18 protein-coding genes are annotated in these 21,419 nt (G+C 40.9%); 14 read left to right on the plus strand and 4 right to left on the minus strand.

Annotated elements, in window-relative coordinates; translation table 11 throughout:
* Positions 1–115 precede the first annotated feature (115 nt).
* From E5Y90_RS14240 to E5Y90_RS14300, 13 genes are all read left to right on the plus strand, one after another.
* The gene (locus E5Y90_RS14240) at positions 116–5,842 is read left to right on the plus strand and encodes an Eco57I restriction-modification methylase domain-containing protein (protein WP_174660613.1); all 5,727 of its coding nucleotides are present in this window, start codon (positions 116–118) and stop codon (positions 5,840–5,842) included.
* Between the two features lie 24 nt (positions 5,843–5,866).
* Positions 5,867–6,157: a hypothetical protein gene (locus E5Y90_RS14245; protein ID WP_163146517.1), complete on the plus strand. Its 291-nt coding sequence runs from the start codon at positions 5,867–5,869 to the stop codon at positions 6,155–6,157.
* 26 nt (positions 6,158–6,183) lie between these two features.
* The gene (locus E5Y90_RS14250) at positions 6,184–6,480 is read left to right on the plus strand and encodes a hypothetical protein (protein ID WP_163146518.1); all 297 of its coding nucleotides are present in this window, start codon (positions 6,184–6,186) and stop codon (positions 6,478–6,480) included.
* Positions 6,481–6,670: 190 nt separating this feature from the next.
* Positions 6,671–7,543, plus strand: coding sequence for a hypothetical protein (locus tag E5Y90_RS14255; RefSeq protein WP_163146519.1), 873 nt, complete (start codon positions 6,671–6,673; stop codon positions 7,541–7,543).
* A gap of 348 nt (positions 7,544–7,891) precedes the next feature.
* Positions 7,892–8,860, plus strand: coding sequence for a hypothetical protein (locus tag E5Y90_RS14260; RefSeq protein WP_163146520.1), 969 nt, complete (start codon positions 7,892–7,894; stop codon positions 8,858–8,860).
* Between the two features lie 26 nt (positions 8,861–8,886).
* Complete coding sequence (locus E5Y90_RS14265) at positions 8,887–9,144, plus strand: hypothetical protein (RefSeq protein WP_163146521.1); 258 nt, start codon at positions 8,887–8,889, stop codon at positions 9,142–9,144.
* A 2-nt stretch (positions 9,145–9,146) separates the two neighbouring features.
* A complete protein-coding gene (locus tag E5Y90_RS14270; RefSeq protein WP_163146522.1) occupies positions 9,147–9,545 on the plus strand; it encodes a hypothetical protein in 399 nt (132 codons plus the stop codon).
* Positions 9,545–9,973: a hypothetical protein gene (locus E5Y90_RS14275; RefSeq protein ID WP_174660614.1), complete on the plus strand. Its 429-nt coding sequence runs from the start codon at positions 9,545–9,547 to the stop codon at positions 9,971–9,973. Before E5Y90_RS14270 ends, E5Y90_RS14275 begins: the two co-directional genes overlap by 1 nt.
* Before the next feature lie 121 nt (positions 9,974–10,094).
* On the plus strand, positions 10,095–10,343 hold the full coding sequence (locus tag E5Y90_RS14280; RefSeq protein WP_163146524.1) for a S8 family peptidase: 249 nt from the start codon (positions 10,095–10,097) through the stop codon (positions 10,341–10,343).
* Between the two features lie 10 nt (positions 10,344–10,353).
* Positions 10,354–11,262: a hypothetical protein gene (locus E5Y90_RS14285; protein WP_163146525.1), complete on the plus strand. Its 909-nt coding sequence runs from the start codon at positions 10,354–10,356 to the stop codon at positions 11,260–11,262.
* Between the two features lie 164 nt (positions 11,263–11,426).
* Positions 11,427–12,311 (plus strand): hypothetical protein, encoded by an 885-nt coding sequence (locus E5Y90_RS14290; RefSeq protein WP_163146526.1) that lies wholly within the window; start codon positions 11,427–11,429, stop codon positions 12,309–12,311.
* Positions 12,312–12,540: 229 nt separating this feature from the next.
* On the plus strand, positions 12,541–13,314 hold the full coding sequence (locus E5Y90_RS14295) for a phosphoadenosine phosphosulfate reductase (RefSeq protein WP_163146527.1): 774 nt from the start codon (positions 12,541–12,543) through the stop codon (positions 13,312–13,314).
* A gap of 24 nt (positions 13,315–13,338) precedes the next feature.
* Positions 13,339–13,749, plus strand: coding sequence for a hypothetical protein (locus tag E5Y90_RS14300; protein WP_163146528.1), 411 nt, complete (start codon positions 13,339–13,341; stop codon positions 13,747–13,749).
* A 32-nt stretch (positions 13,750–13,781) separates the two neighbouring features.
* On the opposite strand, the gene E5Y90_RS14305 is transcribed toward E5Y90_RS14300, so the two are convergent.
* Positions 13,782–14,501: a DNA-directed RNA polymerase subunit alpha C-terminal domain-containing protein gene (locus E5Y90_RS14305; RefSeq protein ID WP_174660615.1), complete on the minus strand. Its 720-nt coding sequence runs from the start codon at positions 14,499–14,501 to the stop codon at positions 13,782–13,784.
* Positions 14,491–15,042, minus strand: a complete 552-nt coding sequence (locus E5Y90_RS14310; protein ID WP_163146530.1) for a hypothetical protein — start codon at positions 15,040–15,042, stop codon at positions 14,491–14,493. The genes E5Y90_RS14305 and E5Y90_RS14310 overlap by 11 nt, the downstream gene beginning before the upstream one ends.
* Before the next feature lie 208 nt (positions 15,043–15,250).
* Here E5Y90_RS14310 and E5Y90_RS14315 point away from each other — a divergent pair, with 208 nt between their 5' ends.
* Positions 15,251–15,871, plus strand: coding sequence for a hypothetical protein (locus E5Y90_RS14315; RefSeq protein ID WP_163146531.1), 621 nt, complete (start codon positions 15,251–15,253; stop codon positions 15,869–15,871).
* Positions 15,872–15,922: 51 nt separating this feature from the next.
* On the opposite strand, the gene E5Y90_RS14320 is transcribed toward E5Y90_RS14315, so the two are convergent.
* Together E5Y90_RS14320 and E5Y90_RS14325 are read right to left on the minus strand one after the other, a co-directional pair.
* Entirely contained in the window at positions 15,923–18,622 is a 2,700-nt protein-coding gene (locus E5Y90_RS14320) for a DUF2357 domain-containing protein (protein WP_163146532.1), read from the minus strand.
* Positions 18,623–18,676: 54 nt separating this feature from the next.
* Positions 18,677–21,361, minus strand: a complete 2,685-nt coding sequence (locus E5Y90_RS14325) for a hypothetical protein (RefSeq protein WP_163146533.1) — start codon at positions 21,359–21,361, stop codon at positions 18,677–18,679.
* Positions 21,362–21,419 lie beyond the last annotated feature (58 nt).

The raw sequence follows: 21,419 nt of genomic DNA on the forward strand, positions 1-21,419 counted from the left end.
TCTTATTATATTGACTTATGCCATGTTCTAGGGTACAATGCAAAACATATAGAACAGTATTAGTTCACCAGGTTAAACCACCTGATTAAATGGTTTGAAAATTAGGATATATAAGATGGAAAACACGGCTTTTATCGCTGATATGGTTAATACTGGTGACTTCAATCCAATTTCACCTTATGTAACAACCAACCTAGATTTAAACCTACACCCTATCCAACATAACAAGTCGTTGGTTTCTCGTTTTGAGCAGAACATTGAAGCGATTAAGGTACTCAAACAAATTGAAGCTGCCGGTCGCAAACCTACCCAAGCAGAACAGATCACTTTATCCAATTACAGTGGTTTCGGTGGTCTTACAGCAGCTTTCCCGAATATCGACGGCGTATATACAAATGATGCTTGGAAAGAACGCGGTGAGCTGCTTAAAAGCCTTGTAACGGATGCAGAATACAACTCGATCACCTTCACTTTGGGTTCTGCATTCTTCACCCCTAGTCACATCGTCAATGCAATGTGGAAAATGGCTGAAAAAGCCGGTTTCCGTGGTGGTGTTGTTCTTGAGCCGTCTTGTGGTTCGGGCTTTATTATGGGTCATGCCCCTAAAGATCATTTCATCAAAACTGTAGCGGTTGAGCTTGATATCATCACTGCTAAGGTTGCCGAGCTTGTGTATCCAGAAAATACAGTGATGCAGACCGGTTTTGAGAACATCCCATTTCAACAAGGTATGTTTGATCTGGCTATCGGGAACCCTCCATATTCAGGCGAATACTCCGCACACTTCAAACACAACCAGTCTTTCAATGGTTTTAGCATCCACAATCAATTTATGATTGCGTCTATTGATGCTCTAGCTGCGAATGCAATTGGCGTGATGATCGTATCTCGCTACTTTATGGACGCTGAAAATTGCTCTGCTCGTTACGCAGTCAGTGAACGTGCCAAGTTGATCTCTGCGGTTCGCCTTCCTTCTTCTGCTTTTTCTGATTCAGCGAATACAGACGTTGTAACGGATATTTTGGTTTTTCGTAAATATCACCAAGACGATATTGAGCAAGGCACTAAGCGCATTGGCGATTGGGTTGATAGCATCACTAAAGACGCTCATGGCGTTACACGCAATACCTACTTTGAAAGCAAAAACGCAATCATTGGTAAATACGAGCACATCAGCTCTGCTTTTGGCATGACCCTAAATGTGAAGTATGAAGGCGACCTAGAAGCTGATCTTGCTGCATTTGTTGATCAATTGCCGGAACAGATCACCACAAACTACGTGAACCCTAAACAGGTTGCTATTCGTTACGAAGATTTAGTAAGTCACTTACTAATCGAAATGTCAGGTCTTGAAATTGGTGCTGTTCAGCGTGACGACAACGGAACGCTTTACCGCATTATTGAAAAGAATGCGGTTCACGGTTTCAGCTACTTTAAACAAGAAATTACTGAAAATACGGTTTGGTCTAAACGCTTCCGCTATGACGAAAACAAAGATATTTATGAGCTTGTGCCACGCATGGAAAATGGGCGCAAAGTTTATGTAATGGAAGATGATAAGCCTACTAATCGTTTGGTGTACGACCGTCAATATATCGACATTGACGCGATTGCTGCGGGTTCTAAATTAGGTCCAGTAAAACTAGACAAATTGAACCGTCTGATTGACCTTCGAGATACATTAAAAGTTCAGCTCGACTATGAGTTGTCAGATCACGATGACATTGAAGCTAACCGTGCTGTTTTATGCGGTATGTATGATGCTTTTGTGAAGAAATACAGCTTCATTAACTCCCCGGCTAACGTAGCACTGCTGAATGAGCTTCCAGACTGCGCATTGATGCTGTCTCTTGAGGAAAGCTACACCAAAGCAAGCAAGGTGGTTGATGGTCTGACTGCATCAGGACGTAAACGCTTTAAAACTACACGTAAAGAATCCGCGAAAAAAGCAGCCATTCTTTCGCAACGTGTGGTTTATAAAACTGTGATTGCTACCCATGCTGACACTATTGAGGATGGCTTGGCTTTGAGCATGTCGCACCGTGCCAAGTTCGATCTAGAATATGTGGCGCAGCTTTGCGACTGCACAACAGAAGAAGTGATTGAACAACTGCATCATAACGCTGTGGTTCCTTTGATCTACTTTGACCATGCTCAAAACGCATGGGTTGAGCGTAATAGCTACCTTTCCGGGAATGTCCGTCAAAAGCTATCTGTAGCAGAAAAACACGGCTTAGATCGCAACGTGGAAGCACTGAGCGAAGTGCTGCCGGAGCAAGTGCAAATTGAAGATATTTCCCTATCTCTAGGCATGCAATGGATTCCACTTTCTGTATATGTTCGGTTTGTTCGTGATATTTCAGAGGATGCCAACGCACGAGTAACTTACGAGTATGTTTCTAATATGTTCGAGGTAACTTGTGTAGCTTCACAGGCTAAAACCTTGATGTTTGCCAATGAGCATCTTTCATTAGATAAATTGCTTAACAAGCTGATGAACTCTGAATCTATCCGCATTTACAAGGAATCTATCAACTGGCGTGATGAAGTTGTTCGTGTTTTAGACCATGAAGCAACTGAACAAACCAACATTATTGCCGAGCAAATGAAACTTGAATTTGCGAACTGGATTTATGACCAACAAGACCTTGTTGATCAATTAACAGAGCTATATAACGAGAAATTTAACAGCTTCGTGGTTCAGAAGTATGACGGTTCTCACCTTCAATTTGTTGGCAAAGTTCCCGATGATGTAATTGATCTTCGCCGTCATCAGAAAAATGCTATATGGCGTGGCATCGTTGAACCTTTTGTACTTTACGATCATGTAGTTGGTTCAGGCAAAACGTGGTTGAGCATCAGTCGTGCGATTGAGCGTAAACGCTTAGGCTTGAGCGAAAAACCTGTCATCGTGGTTCCTAACCACCTGGTATTCCAGTTCGCTGCCGATGTTTATCGCTTGTATCCATCTGCTCATGTTCTGGCTGCAACCAACAAGGATTTTGAGAAAAGTCGTCGTAAACGTCTATTTGCCAAAATTGCTACCGGCAACTATGACTTGATCATTGTTCCTCATTCTTCATTCGAGTTTATCAAGTTAAGTCCGGCATTTGAACAAAAGATGCTAACGGAGGAATTAGACAAGGTAAAAAGCGAGCTTGAGTGTGCTAATAGCACCTCTCAGCATGGTAAACGTACACTTCGTAAATTGCGTGACATGCAACGTCGATTAGAAACCAAACTTTCTAAAAAGATGAACACAAAACGCCGTGATAATGACCTGACTTTTGAGCAGCTAGGCATTACGGATTTATGCGTCGATGAAGGTCATTTATACAAAAACTTGTTTTATAACAGCAACTTAAAAAACATTGTTGGTATGGGGAACCCTACCGGTTCTAACCGTGCTTTCGATATGTACTGCAAATTTCTTTACCTACACCAGATCGGCGGGTCAGGTGTACTGATGACCGGCACACCAATCAGCAACAGTGCTTGTGAAATGCACATTATGATGCGCTTCTTGATTCCGAATCTGTTAGCTGAATTGAACTTAGATCGGTTCGACAATTGGGCGAAATTGTATAGCGATAATACGAGCAAATGGGAAAGCACCGAATCGGGCAAGTTAAAGCAAGTCACCCGCTTTGCTCGTAACTGGAAAAATATGCGCTCATTGATGCAGTTATGGTATCAGTGCGCCGACCCAATCACTAATGATGTGATGGTTTCAGCCTACGAGGAAGAGAACCCAGGAAAACGCTTCCCACTTCCTGAGGTTGAGGGTGGCGTAAGACAATGTATTGCGGTTGACCCAACAGAAGAACAGCAACAACTTTTAAATGAAGTGTTAGCCGGTTTTGAGAATCTGGATAAGATCACTGATTACCTAGAACGTAATGCTGAACGTCTGCGCTTGATGGACCGTGCACGTAAATTATCACTGGCTGCTCGCTGTGTGGATTATTACCGCTTCCGCAATGAAACTGGTGGTAAGCTCCAAGCTGTAGCGGATAACGTGGCTCAAATCTACCGAAAATGGGATGCAGATAAAGGTACTCAAATTATCTTCTTAGATCGCTCAGTTCCATTTACTAAGGGTGATGATCGTATACTTAGAGAATATGACGCTTTACGTGCAAAAATGGATGCAGCGATTGAAGAGGACGACGAGGACTTAATCAATAGCCTAGAAGATCGCCTTGCTGCCTTCAATGCTGATGAAATGGAAGCGATCAGAGTTGCGATTACAGCTTCATGGTCTGGATACCAGGAAATTAAAACCTTACTTGTGGCTCAAGGTCTACCAGAAAACGAAATTCGTTTTATCCAGGAAGCGAAAAACGACAAGCAAAAACAAGAAATTTTTGATCTTGTTCGTACCGGTGAAGTTCGAGTTTTAATTGGCTCCACCCCGCGCATGGGTGCGGGAACTAACGTGAATAATCGTCTAGTTCATCTACACCATGTCGATATCACTTATAAGCCGTCGGACATTGAACAGCGCGAGGGGCGTATCATTCGTCAGGGCAATGAGCTTTATACTCTCTACGGACATGATAATTTTAAGGTCGGAATTACTGCATATATCACGAGATTTAGCATTGATGCCAAACTTTGGGATTTATGCTCAAGCAAGCTAAAAATGATCAATGCGATTCGTAAATATGATGGTTCGCACCAAATGGATTTTGGTAACGATCTGGATAATATCTCAATGATGGAGATTGCAGCCCTGGCGACTGGTAATCCAATGATGCTTGAGCGTGTTGAGCTTGAGGGTGACATTCAAACGCTTGAACGTATGAAGTTGATGTTTAACCGTAAGAAAGCCGGCGCAATCAACCAGATCGCAAAAGCTAAACTGACCCTGGAACACACTCCGGCGAAGTTGGCAAATATTCAGGCAAGCCACGAAGTAGTTAAGGCTACTCACTTGGCGCACGTTGCAAATTTAGAATCTCGAATTGTGGTGGTGGATGGCGTGGAATACAGCTCACTAGCAGATATTCAAACGTATGTAACTGCCCTACCTAAAGGTAAAGTGACTATTGACCTAAACGGCAAAACATACCACAGCCGCACGAAGGTGACAGCAGAAGCCGAGCGCATCTTAGGCAATGGTAAGTTCTTTAAGGTTGAGTTCAACGGCAAATCTTATGAGTTCTCAGTAGACTTTGCCGATGCGGTGTTAAATGGCAACTCTACGTGGTTGGTGAATGGCGGTGAAGCTCATATTGGCTATATGTTAGGCCACGAGCTGCATGTTGTTGACTACGGCGAGGGCAAAATCGGCTTTGCTGTACTTGATCTGAAACAGACAAGCGAATTGGCAGAGGTTGAGATTGAATCAGTCGTTCACAAGAGCAAGCGATACTACACTTCTGGTTCTATCACTTCTGCGATCAATAAGTTATTTATGCACCTGGTAAACCGTCTGGGTTGTGAAGTAGATAAGTTTGAACATGAGCTAGTGAATGCCAAATCTATTCTTGCAAACCTGACCAGTCGCATTAATGATACTTTCCCGCAAGAGCTTGAGTTAGAAGCAAAACGCAAACGCTTGATCTGTATTTCTAAACTTATGTCGGATGATAATGCTGATGTGGTTGATCACGGTTCATGGGAGGCTGAATTACAGCTTCTCAAGGATGCCTTGCCACCGGAAGCGGTTGCTGTTGAAGTGGTTGAAGTAGACAGTATCGAAGCTGCTACTGATGAAATTGACCCGGAATTTAAAGTAGAACGTGCTGAAACACTGGTTGAAAAGGTACGCCCTAAAACTCGTGGTAAACGTGCTGCCAAATCGGTTCCAAAAACAAATCAACTCTGCCTGTTTTAACAGGTAGAGTTTAGGGGTAATCCAGTGTCTATTAGAAAATTAAGTGTATTTATGCGCTCAGTCGCAAATACCATTCTGGCTAAACTGATTATTGTTGTCCTTGTGTCTTATTTTACAGGGTATTACACCGGTTTATATTTCCGTCCAGATTTAATCAATTTCTTTATTGATTCAACTCTACTTTATTACTTATTGCCAACGGTTTTCGGCTTTTGTGTGTGGGCGGTTGGTGGAGTAGTTTTATTATTATGTGGACTATCTTATGAACAATTTGAATATAACTATAAAAAACTATCTGGGTCTGGTATCAAATAACCCTTTAATCCAAGAGTGAAATTTGAATGAATAATCTGCAATTTCTTTTATTAAAAATTGGTGAGGAAGCTAAGGAAATTGGCTTGGTCGCTGATAAGACAATTCAGTTTGGTTTAGATTCCAATAATAACGGTCAACTGCCTTTAACCAATAAAGATCATTTATTTAAAGAAATAAATGATCTTTTAGCGGTTGTTGAAATGCTCAATGAAGAGTGCGGTTTGGGCTTCACCCCGGACCTACAAGCAATCGCAGAAAAAAAGAAAAAGGTTCAGCATTATCGAAGCATTGCTCAAGAACTTGGTAACATGAGTATTGACTAAGTTATCAGAATAATTGGCTTTTTTAAAAGTCTTATATATTGACTTATGCCGTTTTTATAGCTCATAATTAATTTTAATACACTCATTTAGATTTAATGGATGATAGCGATATAAATTTTATCGTCTTAATAATTGCGTTCTATCAATTTAAAAGGGAACTGACCTTATTTTTCAGTTGAGGGTTTTAAATATGCAGAGTCTAAGCAGTGTTTTAGGTGTATTAAGTTTCATTTTGGCATTTGCAGCCGTCACTTCTATTTTTGACAGAAAAGAAAGTATCCCTTTTAAGTCGAAAACTAAAACCATTGTTATTATGGCTTTAATGGCAGTTTCTCTATTTGGTTTGAAACAATATGTAGTGGATAACCACGCGGAAACTTACGATGCTGATTACCGCACTGTTTATCTGGCAGTTGAGAAAGTCAATAATGAAGAATTTTCAAAATTGGTGAGCACTGCCCTAGCTGACGATAAACTTACCAAAAATGAATTTAAAGAAATCAAAAAGGCTTCAAATATAGATTTCTTTGATCTGAAAGATGACCAACCTTTAAATTTCAGTGAAAGTTCAATCACTCCGATTAAGATTTCGCCTATGGGGGAAACTGCAATCTCCTTAAATGCTGGTTGGGGTACTGATGTTTTGTACATGAGTATTTTAATAGCACTGATATTTATTGCAGTGGGGCTGTTTAAATTCAGAGACGCACCAGAAGCATTAAAAGCTAAAGATCACGACGATCTAAACGACGAAGAATTGCGACAATTACAAAAGGCTGTTTTGCGTCCTGAGCTTAGAAAACAACCGCGTAAAGCATTTATTGGTGTTGGCGGTGGCTTGATGGCTATGAGTTGTGCGGTACTCTTCTGGCAGACTGGAAGTGGTGATGCTTATAAAAAAGAACTAGACGAGTTTTTCACAGCAAACAGCCATATCCCGGCAGTTCAGGAGTTTAAAACAAAGGTTTATGCCAATGGTAAGATTTCAGAAAAGGAAGTAGTAGAAGCTATAAAATTTCCTGCGACATTTGAAAAGACCGATATCATCAATGCTTTAAAATAGTATTTATCCACTAAATCCCGCAATTTGCGGGATTTTTTTGTCCTTATCCGATCACTGATGCTCTGATGTAAGTTGGGTTCCGGTTCCAGGTGCAACACATACCCAAGCTATCGTAAAGGCAAATAGTCAGCTATTAAGCTTTATTCAAAGCCACATGCCGGCTAATGCTGTAACAGCACCATAATTTAGTGTACTAAAGAAAAAAGGATACTTCGGTGTCCTTTTTTACGCTTTACAATTTTGGTTGACTTATGCCATGTTTTGAACCATAATCCTGTATATGCAAAGGCAACATGCCAAATCGGTAAAGCCACCGAATTATTGGCTTGCTTCAATAGGATATAAAAAATGAAACAGCTCGATATAGCTAAAATTATAGCCGAATATTCAAAGCAGCTTAAACGTAACTCGCTTGAAACAAGTGCTATGCCCCACCCGCTTATCGAAGGCAAGTTGCTGACACAAGCTGACATGGATGCACTGCACCAGGATATTGAAGAGCTAGGTAAGCAATTTAAACTCAACCTTAAAGAGTTACCTCCTAAATTGGTTCCGGTTTTAACAGCAAGAATGCCGAATGTGGATTATAAACAAGTCCGTATTTACGAGATGACACGCGATTTAGATAAGCTTTATGTCTCTTTGGCTGATAAGTTTATTTTGCTTGATGATAAGGATGTGGTGACATTTTCTGAGGATATGAGCAAATTTGTGGTGTCATACGAAAATGCTTCCTATGAGTTTAAAACGCCCGATGATTTATGCCGTCATCTTGCCAGTGGCAAAAAAGGTTACTTGATCTTTCAATTCCGTCAAGGATTCGTTAAGTGGGTTACTGAGACAGATGGCAACCTTCGCATGGCATGGTTGGCAGAACGTGATGAATATGGGCGACTTTCAAGCATTACCATTGATGCGTTCCGACTTATTGCTCGTGCCAAAGAATACGCCGTTGCACGTAAACAACAGATCGAATTGAATGAGCTGTTACCTTTTAAATGGACCACAGCGACCCGCCCTACTCGTGGTGGCTTGAGTGGTAGTGCTAAAAGCATGATGAATGGCAATGTAGCGAATACAGTAGTTCACCTTCTGGTCCAAGAGGACTGCAAGATCGGTCGTTTAAGCCGTTCTGCGGGTGATTACCTGTGTGCACCGAGCAAAGGTCGCCTAGCGCGTGATCTGGGTCCGTTTATCGAAGAAATGGCTTATAAGATAGATGAACATACGATTCATGCTAATTTGCCGAAAGAAATTACTTGTAAGGATTGCTTAGAAAAACTGGCAGCTATTAAAAATAAGGTTAAGGGCAAATAAGCTCTTAACCACCGAGGATAATAAAAATGTTTTCCCTCTCTACGCATCACTCTGATGATTGCACTTACTCATACGAAAACTTGCTTGCGGTGATACCGAACTTTTCACCAGAGAACATTAATAAACTGGCTGACTTCATCAAAGAGAACTATGAGTTAAGTGAAGATCAGCTTTTAGAGTTACTTGATTACCAAAACTACGCATATAACGGTGTGGTTCTCAAGGATTTGAAAGGCTATACCTATCGCCTGATCATCCAGACCGTTAAATGTATTGGAGCCTAATTATGTCAGTTGGTTTTGATGTTGATGTTGAAGGCAATACAGCTCTACAGGACTTGATTGCCAAAACCACAGTTGAACACGATGTTTGGTTGGTTCAGGATGGTAAACCTGTTGCACCAGGGAAATACCCGGAAGGCATGCGCGGGTTCATCCCTACCGATCAGTATTTACCAATTATGGATTACAACGACAGTTCATTTAACAGTGGAATGTACATGCTGTTGGTTGAAGCAACCAGTGGTTATGAGGTTGCAGAAGGTTTCCTGATGAAATGGACAGATGGCGACTACTTCTTCTGGTACAACCATGATGAAATCTCAAAGGTTGTGGGTTTTATGCCACTACCACAAGTAAAAATGGTCAAACCAAGCAAGAATAAAAAAATTGGAACCTGGGGATAATGATGGATGCTCAATTAAAAGCTAAATTAGAAGAACTGGTGAACGCTGACCAAGCGGTGTGCTTTGATCTGAAAACTAAGCAATGGGTGGATTTCCCTCATTGTGACTTTCTTGACAATGATGCTTTTCTACCGCCGTTGAAGCAGCATGAGGACGGTTATAGATCGGCTGTATTGGCTGTGTTGATCAGTCGCCCGACTGCGTATGGTCCAACGCTTAGTGTTTGTACTGGATATCTGCAAGTTACCGCAGACACGGATGAAACAGACCTAGTGCGTAGCCTGGAATGGTGTTCTGCCGATGGTGAGGACGTTGTGGGATGGATGAAGTTACCGGTATTCCATAAGGGCGATCAAACCACCTTAAAGCATGACCAGACCGGTGATAAGGGTTTTTACTTCATCATGTCTATGGATACAGTTCAATAACATATAGCTATTGACCTATGCCATGTTTTGTTTCACTCTTAATCACATGATACAAGCGGAAAACCACCGCATTCATGGTTTATAAAAGTCGAGTATTTAACCGACTATAAGGAAGAATGATATGAGCCATCAAGATTACGTTCAACAGGCACTTGCTCACTTTACCCCGGAGCAGTTAAAGCAAGTTTATGTAGACACTGCGGTTGATCTGGACGATCAAGTGCCTGACACCCTAGAAAACTTCTTGAAGTTCCATAGTGAGGATTGGACCTTCCAAAATTATTCAATGGATAGTGATGTGCGCCACGCTCGTAGTACAGATGACTTGATCAGTTACGTGGAGTTGACCTTAGAACCAGTGAAGCATTGAGGTTCAATTTATGTGGGAATCAATATCGACTATCTGTGCCATTGTTTCTGCTGTTTTATTCTTGATTTTCTTATTGTTATTAGTCGAGAAAGCTGCATATACAAAATCTGGTTTCTTTTTCCAGGGCGCAGTTTTAATCTCTGCTGCCCTGTTCGGCTCCCTGTATTACTACGTCTCAAGTAACAAGGTGGAGATCAGCACCTACCAGTATGCGCAAATTTACGATCTGTATAAGGACGAATCAAAGGATTACATCATTAAGAATGAAATCCGCAGGGGGCTTTCAGATGGTATGTTCTCAAAATCTGAGTTCAATAAATTAAAAGCAAATCATTTGGAATCTTTAAATTACGCCGAAGCAATGAACCAGTTTGCAGAGGTGCTTCCAAATATCGAAATAGAATACTCTACGCCAACACAAAAGTTGTCGGTCAATATGAGCATGAGCATAGTCTATATGATGCGCATAGTGTTTATTATGGGCTTTTTCTTGTTCGCTTCTATTTATCTGTTGAGTTGGAACCAATACTGTACAGCCATTCGTACTAAAACAAAACTGAATGATATACTGACCATACAGGCGATTGACCGTTGGAACTTCATGCAGTCTAAGAAAGGCTTGCAGATCGTTGGCTTAGTCCTGTCCTTATCTGCTATTGGATTGGTATTTACAGAGCTGTATTTCAATGATGTGACCAGTGCCACTAAAGCAATCGTGGTCAGCTATGGTGAAGCAAACAAAAATGTGCCGATGATCTATGAGACGGTTCAATCTGCCCTGGTAGACAGTAAGATCACCGCAGACGAATACAGTAAAATTGAAAATCTGGAACAGAATGTTGTAGTCGAATATATCAAGCAATCTATTCAGGCTATTCAGGTAAATGAATTGAAGCCTAAATCTCCTGACTTGAAATAAAACTCTAATACCGTCTGAGCCAACGAATCCCTGACCAGTTCAGGGATTTTTTTGCTTATAGTCTATATTGACTTATGCCATGTTTTGAATATATAATTCAGACTATATAGAGCGAAAAACTCAACAGGAATGCCACCTGATTAAAGGCGATTACAGAGGATATTATGAAATCAATTTCTTTAGAATTAATGACCGAAGAAGAATACAGGAATTACCAGACAGAACAGGTAATTGAAGAAGCATTGCTTGACCCTATTGCTTATGTAGAGAGCCGTCTCAATTTTAAGGCTTCTTTTACACCTAGCATTCACCCAAACAAAGTATTTGAGGGTCTCTTAGAGCGCAGCGAGGAAGCTGCCCTTTACTACGTGAATCAACATCCAATTGGTAAAGGCTTGGCAAAGTTTCATGCCCCTTGCATGGTTTGGCGTTCATGCGCTGATCTGGTGTTCCCTCATTTGCGCCGTTACTTTGATGATGATGTGCGTAATGCAATCCTTACTCACCACACCGACTATTCTGTGTTTGCTACAGAAGCATTTAAGCGTGATGTGGATTTAACGGAAGTTAAAGGTATGCTTTATGCTCTGGCAAGCAATCCTGACACCATTGAGATCGTAGTAGATTACGTGCGCAAGAATGGTGTCTCTGAGCCGTGGCATTTCAATGAAGCACTTGCTCGTTGCGCCTATACAAGCGAAGAATGGGCGTTAAAGATCGTTAAAGAGTTCCCGAAAACAGTGGTGTTTATTAGTGCTGCACGTTGGCATTCATTGGCTATGAAGATGATCAAATCCTACAAAGTGGATAGATCGGTTAAGCAATCTTGTGTTCGATATCATGCCGATATTGCGGAGACATTCATCAATACACCACATACTGACATGCTCTTTACTGCTTTCTTGAGCCACCCACAGTTGCGACTAAGAATTATGCGTATGAAAAATATTGATCAGATCGGTTTATTGAAACGCCGTATCAAGGACTTTAATAGCTTCCAGAGCCGTATGAAGCATAAGTCGGAGACTGAAACCCTCAAGGCGAGCTAATCCCTCGCCCATAGGGGCTAAAATTTATTAAAAATAAATGGTCAAACTTCGTATTTGATCATCTTTTTTTGCTGAAAAGTCTAACTTATTTGGCACGATATTTTTTTATTCTTTTTTCTGTTTTATATTGACTTATGCCATTTTTAGGGCTTATAATTCAATCATACAGAGCAAATAGCTCACCCCGGCAAAGCCACCGGATTAAAGGCTTAGAATTTAGGATTAAAAAATGATTTTAGCTACTTATGGCGGTGGCACGAACTCGTCTGCTGCGATTATCGAATGGGTTAAAAAAGGTCTGCCAATCGACGTAATTTTGTTTGCAGATACCGGCGGTGAAAAGCCACACACTTACCGTTACGTTAAGATTTTCAGTGATTGGTTAGTGTCTCAAGGCTACCCGGAAATCATTACAGTGAAGCGCGTAAACCAGAAGAAAGAAGTTGAAACGCTTGAAGAAGAATGCCTACGCCTAGAAAACATGCCAAGCATTGCCTTCGGTCACAAAACCTGTAGCCAGAAACACAAGATTGCACCACAAGATAAATACATGAACAATCTGCCAGAAGCGAAGGAAGCTTGGGCGCGTGGTGAACGTATCATTAAGCTGATCGGGTATGATATTGACGAAGAATACCGTATCAAACCAGATCAGGATGAAGCTGATACCAAGTATGAACGCCGTTACCCGCTCATTGAGGATGGTATGGACCGTGATGCTTGTATCGAATCAATCAAGTCAGTAGGTTTGCCATTGCCAGGGAAATCAGCTTGCTTCTTCTGCCCTTCAAGTAAGCCAAGTGAAATTGAGTTCTTGCGTAATCAGTACCCTGATCTGTTTGAGCGAGCTTTGAAGATCGAAGAACTAGGCGTGAAGAAGGCAATTAGCGTTAAAGGGTTGGGTCGTACATGGTCATGGAAAGAAGCTTCACGCCAGATCACTATGTTTGATGAAGATTTCAAATTTGTGCCGGAAGTTGCATGCGGATGTTTTGACGGTTGATCATCGGGCTATAGGAGAGCTGCTATGACAAGTTTAAAGAGCCTTGATGAAGTCACTACTGAATGTGAGCACATCGGAAAGCGAGTTGATGTTTACTTTAACCTCAACAAGCGTATCTTCTCTGTACGTTATAAAGGGATTGTGATTATTCACACTTCCCACCTATCCCTAAAGGACGTTACCTTTGTGGTTAGTGAAAAAGGCAGACAGAAAGTTATTGCCAAAAAATGTAAGAATGTTCACGCCGTAGCACGAGGTATTCTTGTATCGGTAGATAAGCCTGTAATCGCTGAAACGTCACGCGAGATCACTTACCTACCTTATGAACACCATAGCTTCTTCTATGCCGAAACATACGTTACAGGCGTATTTGAGGACGTACATACATCACCGTTTGTACAGTGTCTAGGCAAGAAGCTTTATGAGCCAAGATAAGCATAATAAAAGCCCTCAATTGAGGGCTTTTATTATGCTGTTTGAGCTTTAGTTGTTGCAAAGTATTCTTGCAGTTCCTTGAGCGATTTTTTACCCAAACCCGGCAATTGCAGTAATTCTTTCTGTGTCAGATTAGCAACCTGGTTCATAGTTTTATAACCGAAGTGCTCTAATATGCGTATAGTTCTTGCCGTTAAATACGCATCAGCAATTGCAATATCACCTTGCATCACTGGTTCATCAGATAGTTTCTTTGCAGTTTCCCAAACAACAAATTTCGTTTGATGTTTTTCGATTTCTTCAACATTTTGTCTGTAGTTATCAAGGAAATTATTAAACTTGCCTTTCAGGTCCTCTGTAATCCTTTTTTTATCAAGATCACCAATTTTAATATGCTCCTGGTTCCATTTTAAATAACTGATAAACGCCGTATACATTCTCTGAATGATTTGCCGGATGCGCGTTGTGGAAATGTCATAGCAGGTCGCTATTTCTGCCATAGTATTGTTGTTTAGATAACTTCGCATCACTTCAATATTACGATCAGTTTTTCCTACTGAAACTGGTGGGGTTTTCTTGACTTGGACCTGATTGCGCTTTGCTTTTGCATTTGCAGCAAGCGTCTGTGCTGCCATTTTTTCAATTTCGATTCGCAGTATCAAGTGTTCTTCTTCACTCAGACTGCTCATCAATTGCTTAGAATCTACGCTTTCTTTACAGCTCATATATAATTGACCTACCTCAATCTTCAAATTTAAGTTTTGGCACTACACGAGTATCCAAAAATTTAATGAAGGTCTTAAATTGCTCTTCCAGACTGCGATCAGTCAGTTCATAGGTTTCAGGCATTACATAACCTGAATATTCGAGAAAATATTCTGAATGATTGTTGAAATATGCCATTAAGTGCAGTAAGTGTATTTCTAAAATATCGTGGTTTTCTAAAGCTTCTTTGAGATATTCAAAGGCAATACTACATTCATCTAAATCTGCATGATTCAATATCAATTCTGCATTAGTAGTTAAGTCAATGAATGGACTATCCCTATCCCATGTCACGGCTCCAAAATATAGAATCAACTCATTGTCAGGAGAATTAATTAGCGTTAATAAACCATCTCCAATCACTGCGAGTTTTGAAGTGCATACTTCATTGTCATTTTCGTCAATGGAGTAGCTAGTTAGAAGATCAAATTTTTGCTGTTCAAAAAAATAAAAAACTCCGTCCATATAATCTGTCGCTACAATTTCATTAACAAACTCCATTGCTAATTCTTCTTGAGATTTTTGCATATTAAATAACCTTTACACGGTAGGTAATTATCAATAATAAACATCATAAATCTAATTGGATTTTTTTGCATTTTTTTAATTTAAACAAAAAGTCTTGAATACCCTTTTATTGACTTATGCCATGTTTATAGCCATAATAAGGTATATAAATTGGATATTCCCAAAACAGGCTGTCTACTGATTTTAGACAAAGATTTGAGGTAAAAATATGAATAACAACCATTATGTGTTGCCACACCTTATTCTCAAGCCAAGTCTACGCAAGGCTCTTGGTTTACCGGTAGAAAATAAAAGAACAACAATGCAATTCCCAAATATTTTTACGTCCTTCAATTTTACGGCTAAAGACGTTAAGGGTGCGGTGGGGGTAGATAGCTTCTTGCTGAATAAAATGATTGCTGTATTCAGCCGTATTAACGTAAATGTCCTGATCGGCTTGAAGAACAAGGTTCTGGCAAAGAAAGCTTTTGCTGACTACATGAAGGCTGATGAACACCCCTACTCCGTTGTGGTGAAGGCTTTGGTTATTTCATTGATGTTGGGCCGTTCTAAACGTAAAAAGGAAATTGAAGCATTCATTAAGAAATTGAATACAGCAATGCGACCGCATATCACCAATGTAACGCGGGTTCATAATCCTTATGAGGTTACGAGAGAAATGGCGAACCTGGCCTACAACGAATTACGTGCTTGCCGATCAAAGACTACCAAGCCTTCTTCTACCCTGGGTTCAGACCCTAGCCAGGCTGAAACGGTAAGTGATATTGCAGATTTCTTCCGTGACTTGATTAAAGAAGTTCGTCTAGTACAAGGCATCTTGTCTATATAATCCAGACCATAAAAAAGCGACCATTGTAGGTCGCTTTTTTTGTGGGCTTGCTTATTTAATTAACCGGATAGCACCCAAAGTAACGGCTTCTTCGCTGACCAAGCTATTGCCAACAATCCGCATTTCTACAACTGATTTTTGATCAAGTTGTTCTTGAGGTACTTCTGGATAAATCACAGCTTCCTTGTCTTTTTGGAAGTACGCTAACGCACCGCCGTAGAAGCCAGTTAGCTTGTTGGCTACTTCGATCTCATGGATGGAAGGTTCGGCAACATTGTAACGACCTGGAATTTCAAGATCGTCAAATTTGTCCTGGTACTTGAACATTTCAGCATTTGCGAGTGCTTCCGCTTCCTGGAAATTCACGCTAGGCGAATCACGTTTCACCTTGCTTTCCCGATCAACAGGCTTAATGTTGATATGTGGAAGGGTTGGTAAATTCATCAAGCCTTTTGCTACTGGCTTACGCTTCGAGACAACTGGCTTTGACTTTTCCTTCTTCGATGTAGCCTTCACCTCAGGAGCAGCTTTCTTCTCCGGTTCCGGCTTCGCAGCTACAGGGGCTTCTTCAACAACCTCAAGCTCCAATTCCGGCTTGTCCTCAGGCAAAGCTTCTTGCACTGTTTCAGCTTTAGTTTGTTCCGGCTCCGTAGGCTCCTGATCATGTACTTTCGCTTCGTTTTCAGGTTTTTTCAGTGTGACATGAATCTCAACCTTCTTCTCAGATTCAATTTCTTGAGCCTGAACTTCCACTTGCACCGGCTCCACAAGCTCGACCACAGGAACATCGACCTCATAGAAGTCCTCTGCGTCATAAACTGCTTCACCTAAACCGGTACTGATCTTCTCAGCCATCAACTCCATTAAACGGAAAAGATCGCGTTGAATGGTTGAACCAAGTTTGTGTGCTCGTGCCACATCAATAGATGCAGTCATAATCGCCGGTGTAACCACTTTGGACCCGAAGATAGAGTATTCGTCATGGTGATAATGACGAGTGATATCTTCTTCATCCGGGTTGACGATCATCAAACCAATAGACATATTCTGACCAGTCGCACCAACATGAATGCCATGTAGATACTTCATCACACACTCAGGCATAGCTTCGTGAAATGCCTTAGGTGTGATCATGTACTTCGCATCCATGATTAGTAGTGATTCTTCACTACCATTCTTGAAGCGTAATACAACGTCTGGTGTACGACGAATGCGATACATTTTTTGCACATTTGGGCGGTCAACACGCAGTCTAAAGTTATCGTTACGACCATAGCTTGTAGAGGACGGTTCAACATTCGACCCATAACGGCTTTCTTTGCGTTTCCAAGCTTCTGTATTGCGATAGTTTGGCAATAAAGCATCGTCAGCATCAGCATGGAAAATATTAGGTTCGTAGAGCAGTTCCGCTTGAATCTTGTCATTCACCTGGAATACAAAGCGACTGTCATTAGAGCCATCAATAGGTGAAGCAATCAAGCCACCATTGAACCGGCGCGAACAATTCAGTACATGCTCTTTGGTTACGCAGAACAAGTAGAACTCAAACAGCTTCGATAAGTCCTGAATCGAGTTAAGTTCATTTTGCAAACTCCAATCTGGGCTACCAAACCGCATCCATTCAATCATCATTAAGAAGATTTTTTGGTAATGAAGGTTCTGCTTTGCCTTGTGTGTAAAGTACGGCTCACTCGTAAATAGTGATTTCACTTTTAAACGAGTACGCAGCATACGTTTCAACGTGCGTAACCGGCGGTTAAAGTCATTACAACGATCAATACATGGCTGATTCAGTCGCACACTAAACTGATTTAATTTATTAAACAGGGATTCATAGCCCTGGATAACAGTATCAGTCTTTTTGACTTTCACCTCTCCCAGACGACGAAGAATATCATCTGTAGCCTTGATCAGCAGTTCAACAAAACCATGTAGTACCTGGTTCTCATAAAGATTCGTTTCTTCAACAATCTTAGTTTCCAGAATGTTATCGACTGTAAAATGTCGATCATCCATGCTGAATAATGAATCCTCTTCATTATCCACCTCATAGATTTGTTCTGGTGAACTAATGATGTGATTGATCGAATCCTCTGTAATATTCGAGAACCGAGAATATGGTTTAAGCGTATTGACTTGCACCAGTTTTGCAATTGGCTTTCGCACAATAATTGGTAACGCATCTTCCAGAAAATTAAGATATTGCTCAATCCGGTCCAGAGTAAATGTCAGGGTCTTATCACCCTCTTTAAAGCCCGAATATTTGCGTGTGATACGTGCCAGTGCAGCCAGATCACGACCATCATTACGAGCCAAAAAGTCCAACATTGCACTAATGCGGTCAGCATTAATTTTACGTGCCAAGACTTCAATTGGTTGAAGCGGTTGTAAGATATCAAGATCAAACGAATCGTATGACGTTTGATACTTGTCCACGATCAATAACTCTGCGATACCACAGAAGTTATGGAAAAATGCTTCATTACGATATTCACCGTACCCAATTCGTTTAGGTTCCCAACGGTATTCAAAGTAAGGCTTAGTATCAGTTGGTGGATACACGCTTGTAGGCGGTATAAAAATCTCATGTAGAGCCAAATGAATACTTGGGCGATCTTTAATCGTCTGGACTATAAATTGGAGTGCATCATCTTCACATAAGACGTAGTGAACATCGTCCGTTGGTGGTTGGGTAAGGTCATATTCCTTACCGGCATTACGCCCACCAATTACTTTGACAACTACTTTCATAAAGTACCCTTATTCGCTCATGCAGCACACGAGCGATATGCCTAAACTGAACGATTACAGCAGTGAGAATGTGTCACCAAACTCTGAACCATTGTCCAGAATTTGCTTCAACAGACGTTTTGACTGTAATAAGCGCGAATCGTTCAACACCTTGTCTAATGCAAGCAGACGATCTTTAAATCCTTTCCCATGACCTTTGATCTTAGGAAGAATATGTTGGGCTACAGCAAAGTCAATCGGTGACATTTGTTGATAGTTCAGTTCATTGGCTACGGCACAGTAGCGCAGGATAGCATTGCTCTTACGCTTAGAGATATGGACTGCCGGTGTATTGGCAATTTCCATTTGTAGTGCATTTCGGATTTCTTGAAGGATGCTTAATTCCGAATCTAGTTTTCCTGTTTCTTGCAGAATGCTCAATTCAGAATCCTGTTTTCCTGATTCCTGAAATTTAATAGGATTGGCATCAATCATAAATGCTTCTGCAAGCTCTTTATAAGGTACGGCTCCATTAAATAGAAGGTTCTCGACTTCCATCGCTTCATTGGTATTTGAATCTTCAATACCAAGCATGATCACGCCGGCACGGTCAAGCAAACGGTCAGATAATGGTTCAACAGTTGCATCTGTGTTGATGGTTGCAATGAAACGTAAGCTAGGCGGTAATTCCAGAGTGAATTGCTTGTCACGACCACCCAGATTTAGAACTTTACCTTCCTGGAAGGTGTCGCAAATCGACAGGAAATCTGACCAGTAGTGTTCCATTGGAGAAAGGTTCGCTTCATCCAGGAGAATCATGTTTAACATTTCGTGGTTCAGGTTGTTGTTTTCAGAACCATACTTAGATTCTTCAATCGCTTTAAGCATGCTATAGATGCCAGTACGACCCTCTTCATAAGACTGGCGCAGGGCATTTTTATTCCCTAACAAGTCTTTGCTTGAAGTCCAGCCACGAGCTACCGCAACATTCAAGAAATTACACTTATTGGTTCCAGAACCGTTAATGCCTAAAGCTTCTGCGAAGTTGCTAACAGTTGAAGTTTTACCAGTACCAGGATACCCACTAAAAATAGTGAGATAGTTCTGCATTACACTCACGATCAGGTTGGCTGTTTCGTTATAAGTGAGAATACGCCCTTCTTGCTTGTTGATTCGAGTTTGAATCTCACTGATATACGAAGAACGTGTTTCGCCCTCTAAATGAATAACAGCCGGGGAAATAGGTTCCAAAATGAAGGGTTCATTTTTGCTGTTGAAATTACTACCAGTCATAATGCCACGTAGACCGCGCAATGTAACATCCTCAACAGCTTTGTCAGTTAATAGACTTGGGTTTTGAATCAAACGTGCTTGGTGTTCGAGTGCCTTATCCATTTCCTTGATTTGGTCACGTTTATGGCTAACGTCCTGGTCCAAAGTCTCACGACGACCCTCTAAACGTAGAATCTGTTGTTCAAGATCATGCCCTTGTTTCAGGATTTGCAATGTAGAAGTAAGCTCTGCGATTTGGTGCTGCAAGCTCTCAACTTCTTGCGTCAAACTTTCAGTATTTGCCTGACTTTGACGCTCATTAATTTCTTTCTGATTGGATTCATAATCAGCATGCAGTTTTGCAATTTTACGTTCAACAATCTGCTTTTCATTCGCCAAACGAGTTTGCATTGCAGTGATCTGTGCATCATGCGCAGTACGCAGCTCTTCCAACTCTTTCTTATTTTTGTTGGTCAACGCATCAATATGATCTTTCAAGATCACACTACCGTTTGTTTCCAAGAAGTTTGTTAGGAACTGGCTACCTTCTTTAGAGTTCAAGTAGCGTTTAATCAGGTCATATTCTTGTGTGTCTTGAGTCAGGAATTGATCAAGCACTTTGAATAAGCGTTCTACACGTTCTGTTTTTAGAATGTGGTTTTTACGAATAGATGATTCAATCGCTGTACGTAATGTATTGGCATGGCTTTTTGAGATTGAATTATCTTTAGCAAACTCACTGCGTAAATAATATTGAATCAGGTTTACGTCAGAAATGTAGTCAATAACTTCAAAATTAATCGCTGATTTAACGATGTGTAGATTTGAAATGTAGACTGCTTGCAAGCTTCCAGAATTAACCCGCAAAAGAATTTCATTATCTTCTAGGGCTTTTAGAGGGAACTTTGCAATATGGTTGTTTTGCAAACCAAGCGGTGTGATTTTGTTGACTGTCTCAAAGATAATGTCATCTTCAATGCCAATAGTTGTATCACGACGAATCTGGAATGGACCATATACAAAGTTGTCCACGATAGCAAAGAACGGAATACCCACTGCCGGTAGCTTAGGCATCAAGTGTGACGTTAGGCGACCTGTACCCACATCAGGAAGGCGTGGCAAATGAACTGCTTGCACGTAGCCAGAATCTAGGCGTGACGCATTACTACCTAATGAGAAGTAACGGCAATTATTCGGGTTGTTACGGATAATCTCTAATTCACGCTCAATACGTTCAGCTTCTTGAGGTGTATCGTCTTTTTTCTCGCATGTATCATGGTATGTATTGAGATAGAAAATGTCCTCATTACCAAATTCACTTTCGATTACGCCAAAGCCACGGCTAATCCAGATACGGTTATTATTTGGGAACTGACCAGGTTGAATCGCTGTAATTGTTGAATCATCGTTTTCAAAGGCAATAGGAACTACATAACCTTTTTCGCTACCTATACTAAAACCATTCTGTCTGTGTACGATTAAACGCATTTCTATCTCTTAATATATATATATCTATCTCAAGTTTTATTAAGTTTTTATCCACACT

The sequence above is a fragment of the Acinetobacter sp. 10FS3-1 genome, from assembly GCF_013343215.1.
GTDB lineage: Bacteria > Pseudomonadota > Gammaproteobacteria > Pseudomonadales > Moraxellaceae > Acinetobacter > Acinetobacter lwoffii_C.

Bases quoted from the DNA above. Each gene is read 5' to 3' on its own strand.
- E5Y90_RS14240 (WP_174660613.1), top strand. From the start codon at position 116: ATGGAAAACACGGCTTTTATCGCTGATATGGTTAATACTGGTGACTTC.
- E5Y90_RS14250 (WP_163146518.1), top strand. From the start codon at position 6,184: ATGAATAATCTGCAATTTCTTTTATTAAAAATTGGTGAGGAAGCTAAG.
- E5Y90_RS14255 (WP_163146519.1), top strand. From the start codon at position 6,671: ATGCAGAGTCTAAGCAGTGTTTTAGGTGTATTAAGTTTCATTTTGGCA.
- E5Y90_RS14260 (WP_163146520.1), top strand. From the start codon at position 7,892: ATGAAACAGCTCGATATAGCTAAAATTATAGCCGAATATTCAAAGCAG.
- E5Y90_RS14265 (WP_163146521.1), top strand. From the start codon at position 8,887: ATGTTTTCCCTCTCTACGCATCACTCTGATGATTGCACTTACTCATAC.
- E5Y90_RS14270 (WP_163146522.1), top strand. From the start codon at position 9,147: ATGTCAGTTGGTTTTGATGTTGATGTTGAAGGCAATACAGCTCTACAG.
- E5Y90_RS14275 (WP_174660614.1), top strand. From the start codon at position 9,545: ATGATGGATGCTCAATTAAAAGCTAAATTAGAAGAACTGGTGAACGCT.
- E5Y90_RS14280 (WP_163146524.1), top strand. From the start codon at position 10,095: ATGAGCCATCAAGATTACGTTCAACAGGCACTTGCTCACTTTACCCCG.
- E5Y90_RS14285 (WP_163146525.1), top strand. From the start codon at position 10,354: ATGTGGGAATCAATATCGACTATCTGTGCCATTGTTTCTGCTGTTTTA.
- E5Y90_RS14290 (WP_163146526.1), top strand. From the start codon at position 11,427: ATGAAATCAATTTCTTTAGAATTAATGACCGAAGAAGAATACAGGAAT.
- E5Y90_RS14295 (WP_163146527.1), top strand. From the start codon at position 12,541: ATGATTTTAGCTACTTATGGCGGTGGCACGAACTCGTCTGCTGCGATT.
- E5Y90_RS14300 (WP_163146528.1), top strand. From the start codon at position 13,339: ATGACAAGTTTAAAGAGCCTTGATGAAGTCACTACTGAATGTGAGCAC.
- E5Y90_RS14310 (WP_163146530.1), bottom strand. From the start codon at position 15,042: ATGCAAAAATCTCAAGAAGAATTAGCAATGGAGTTTGTTAATGAAATT.
- E5Y90_RS14315 (WP_163146531.1), top strand. From the start codon at position 15,251: ATGAATAACAACCATTATGTGTTGCCACACCTTATTCTCAAGCCAAGT.
- E5Y90_RS14320 (WP_163146532.1), bottom strand. From the start codon at position 18,622: ATGAAAGTAGTTGTCAAAGTAATTGGTGGGCGTAATGCCGGTAAGGAA.
- E5Y90_RS14325 (WP_163146533.1), bottom strand. From the start codon at position 21,361: ATGCGTTTAATCGTACACAGACAGAATGGTTTTAGTATAGGTAGCGAA.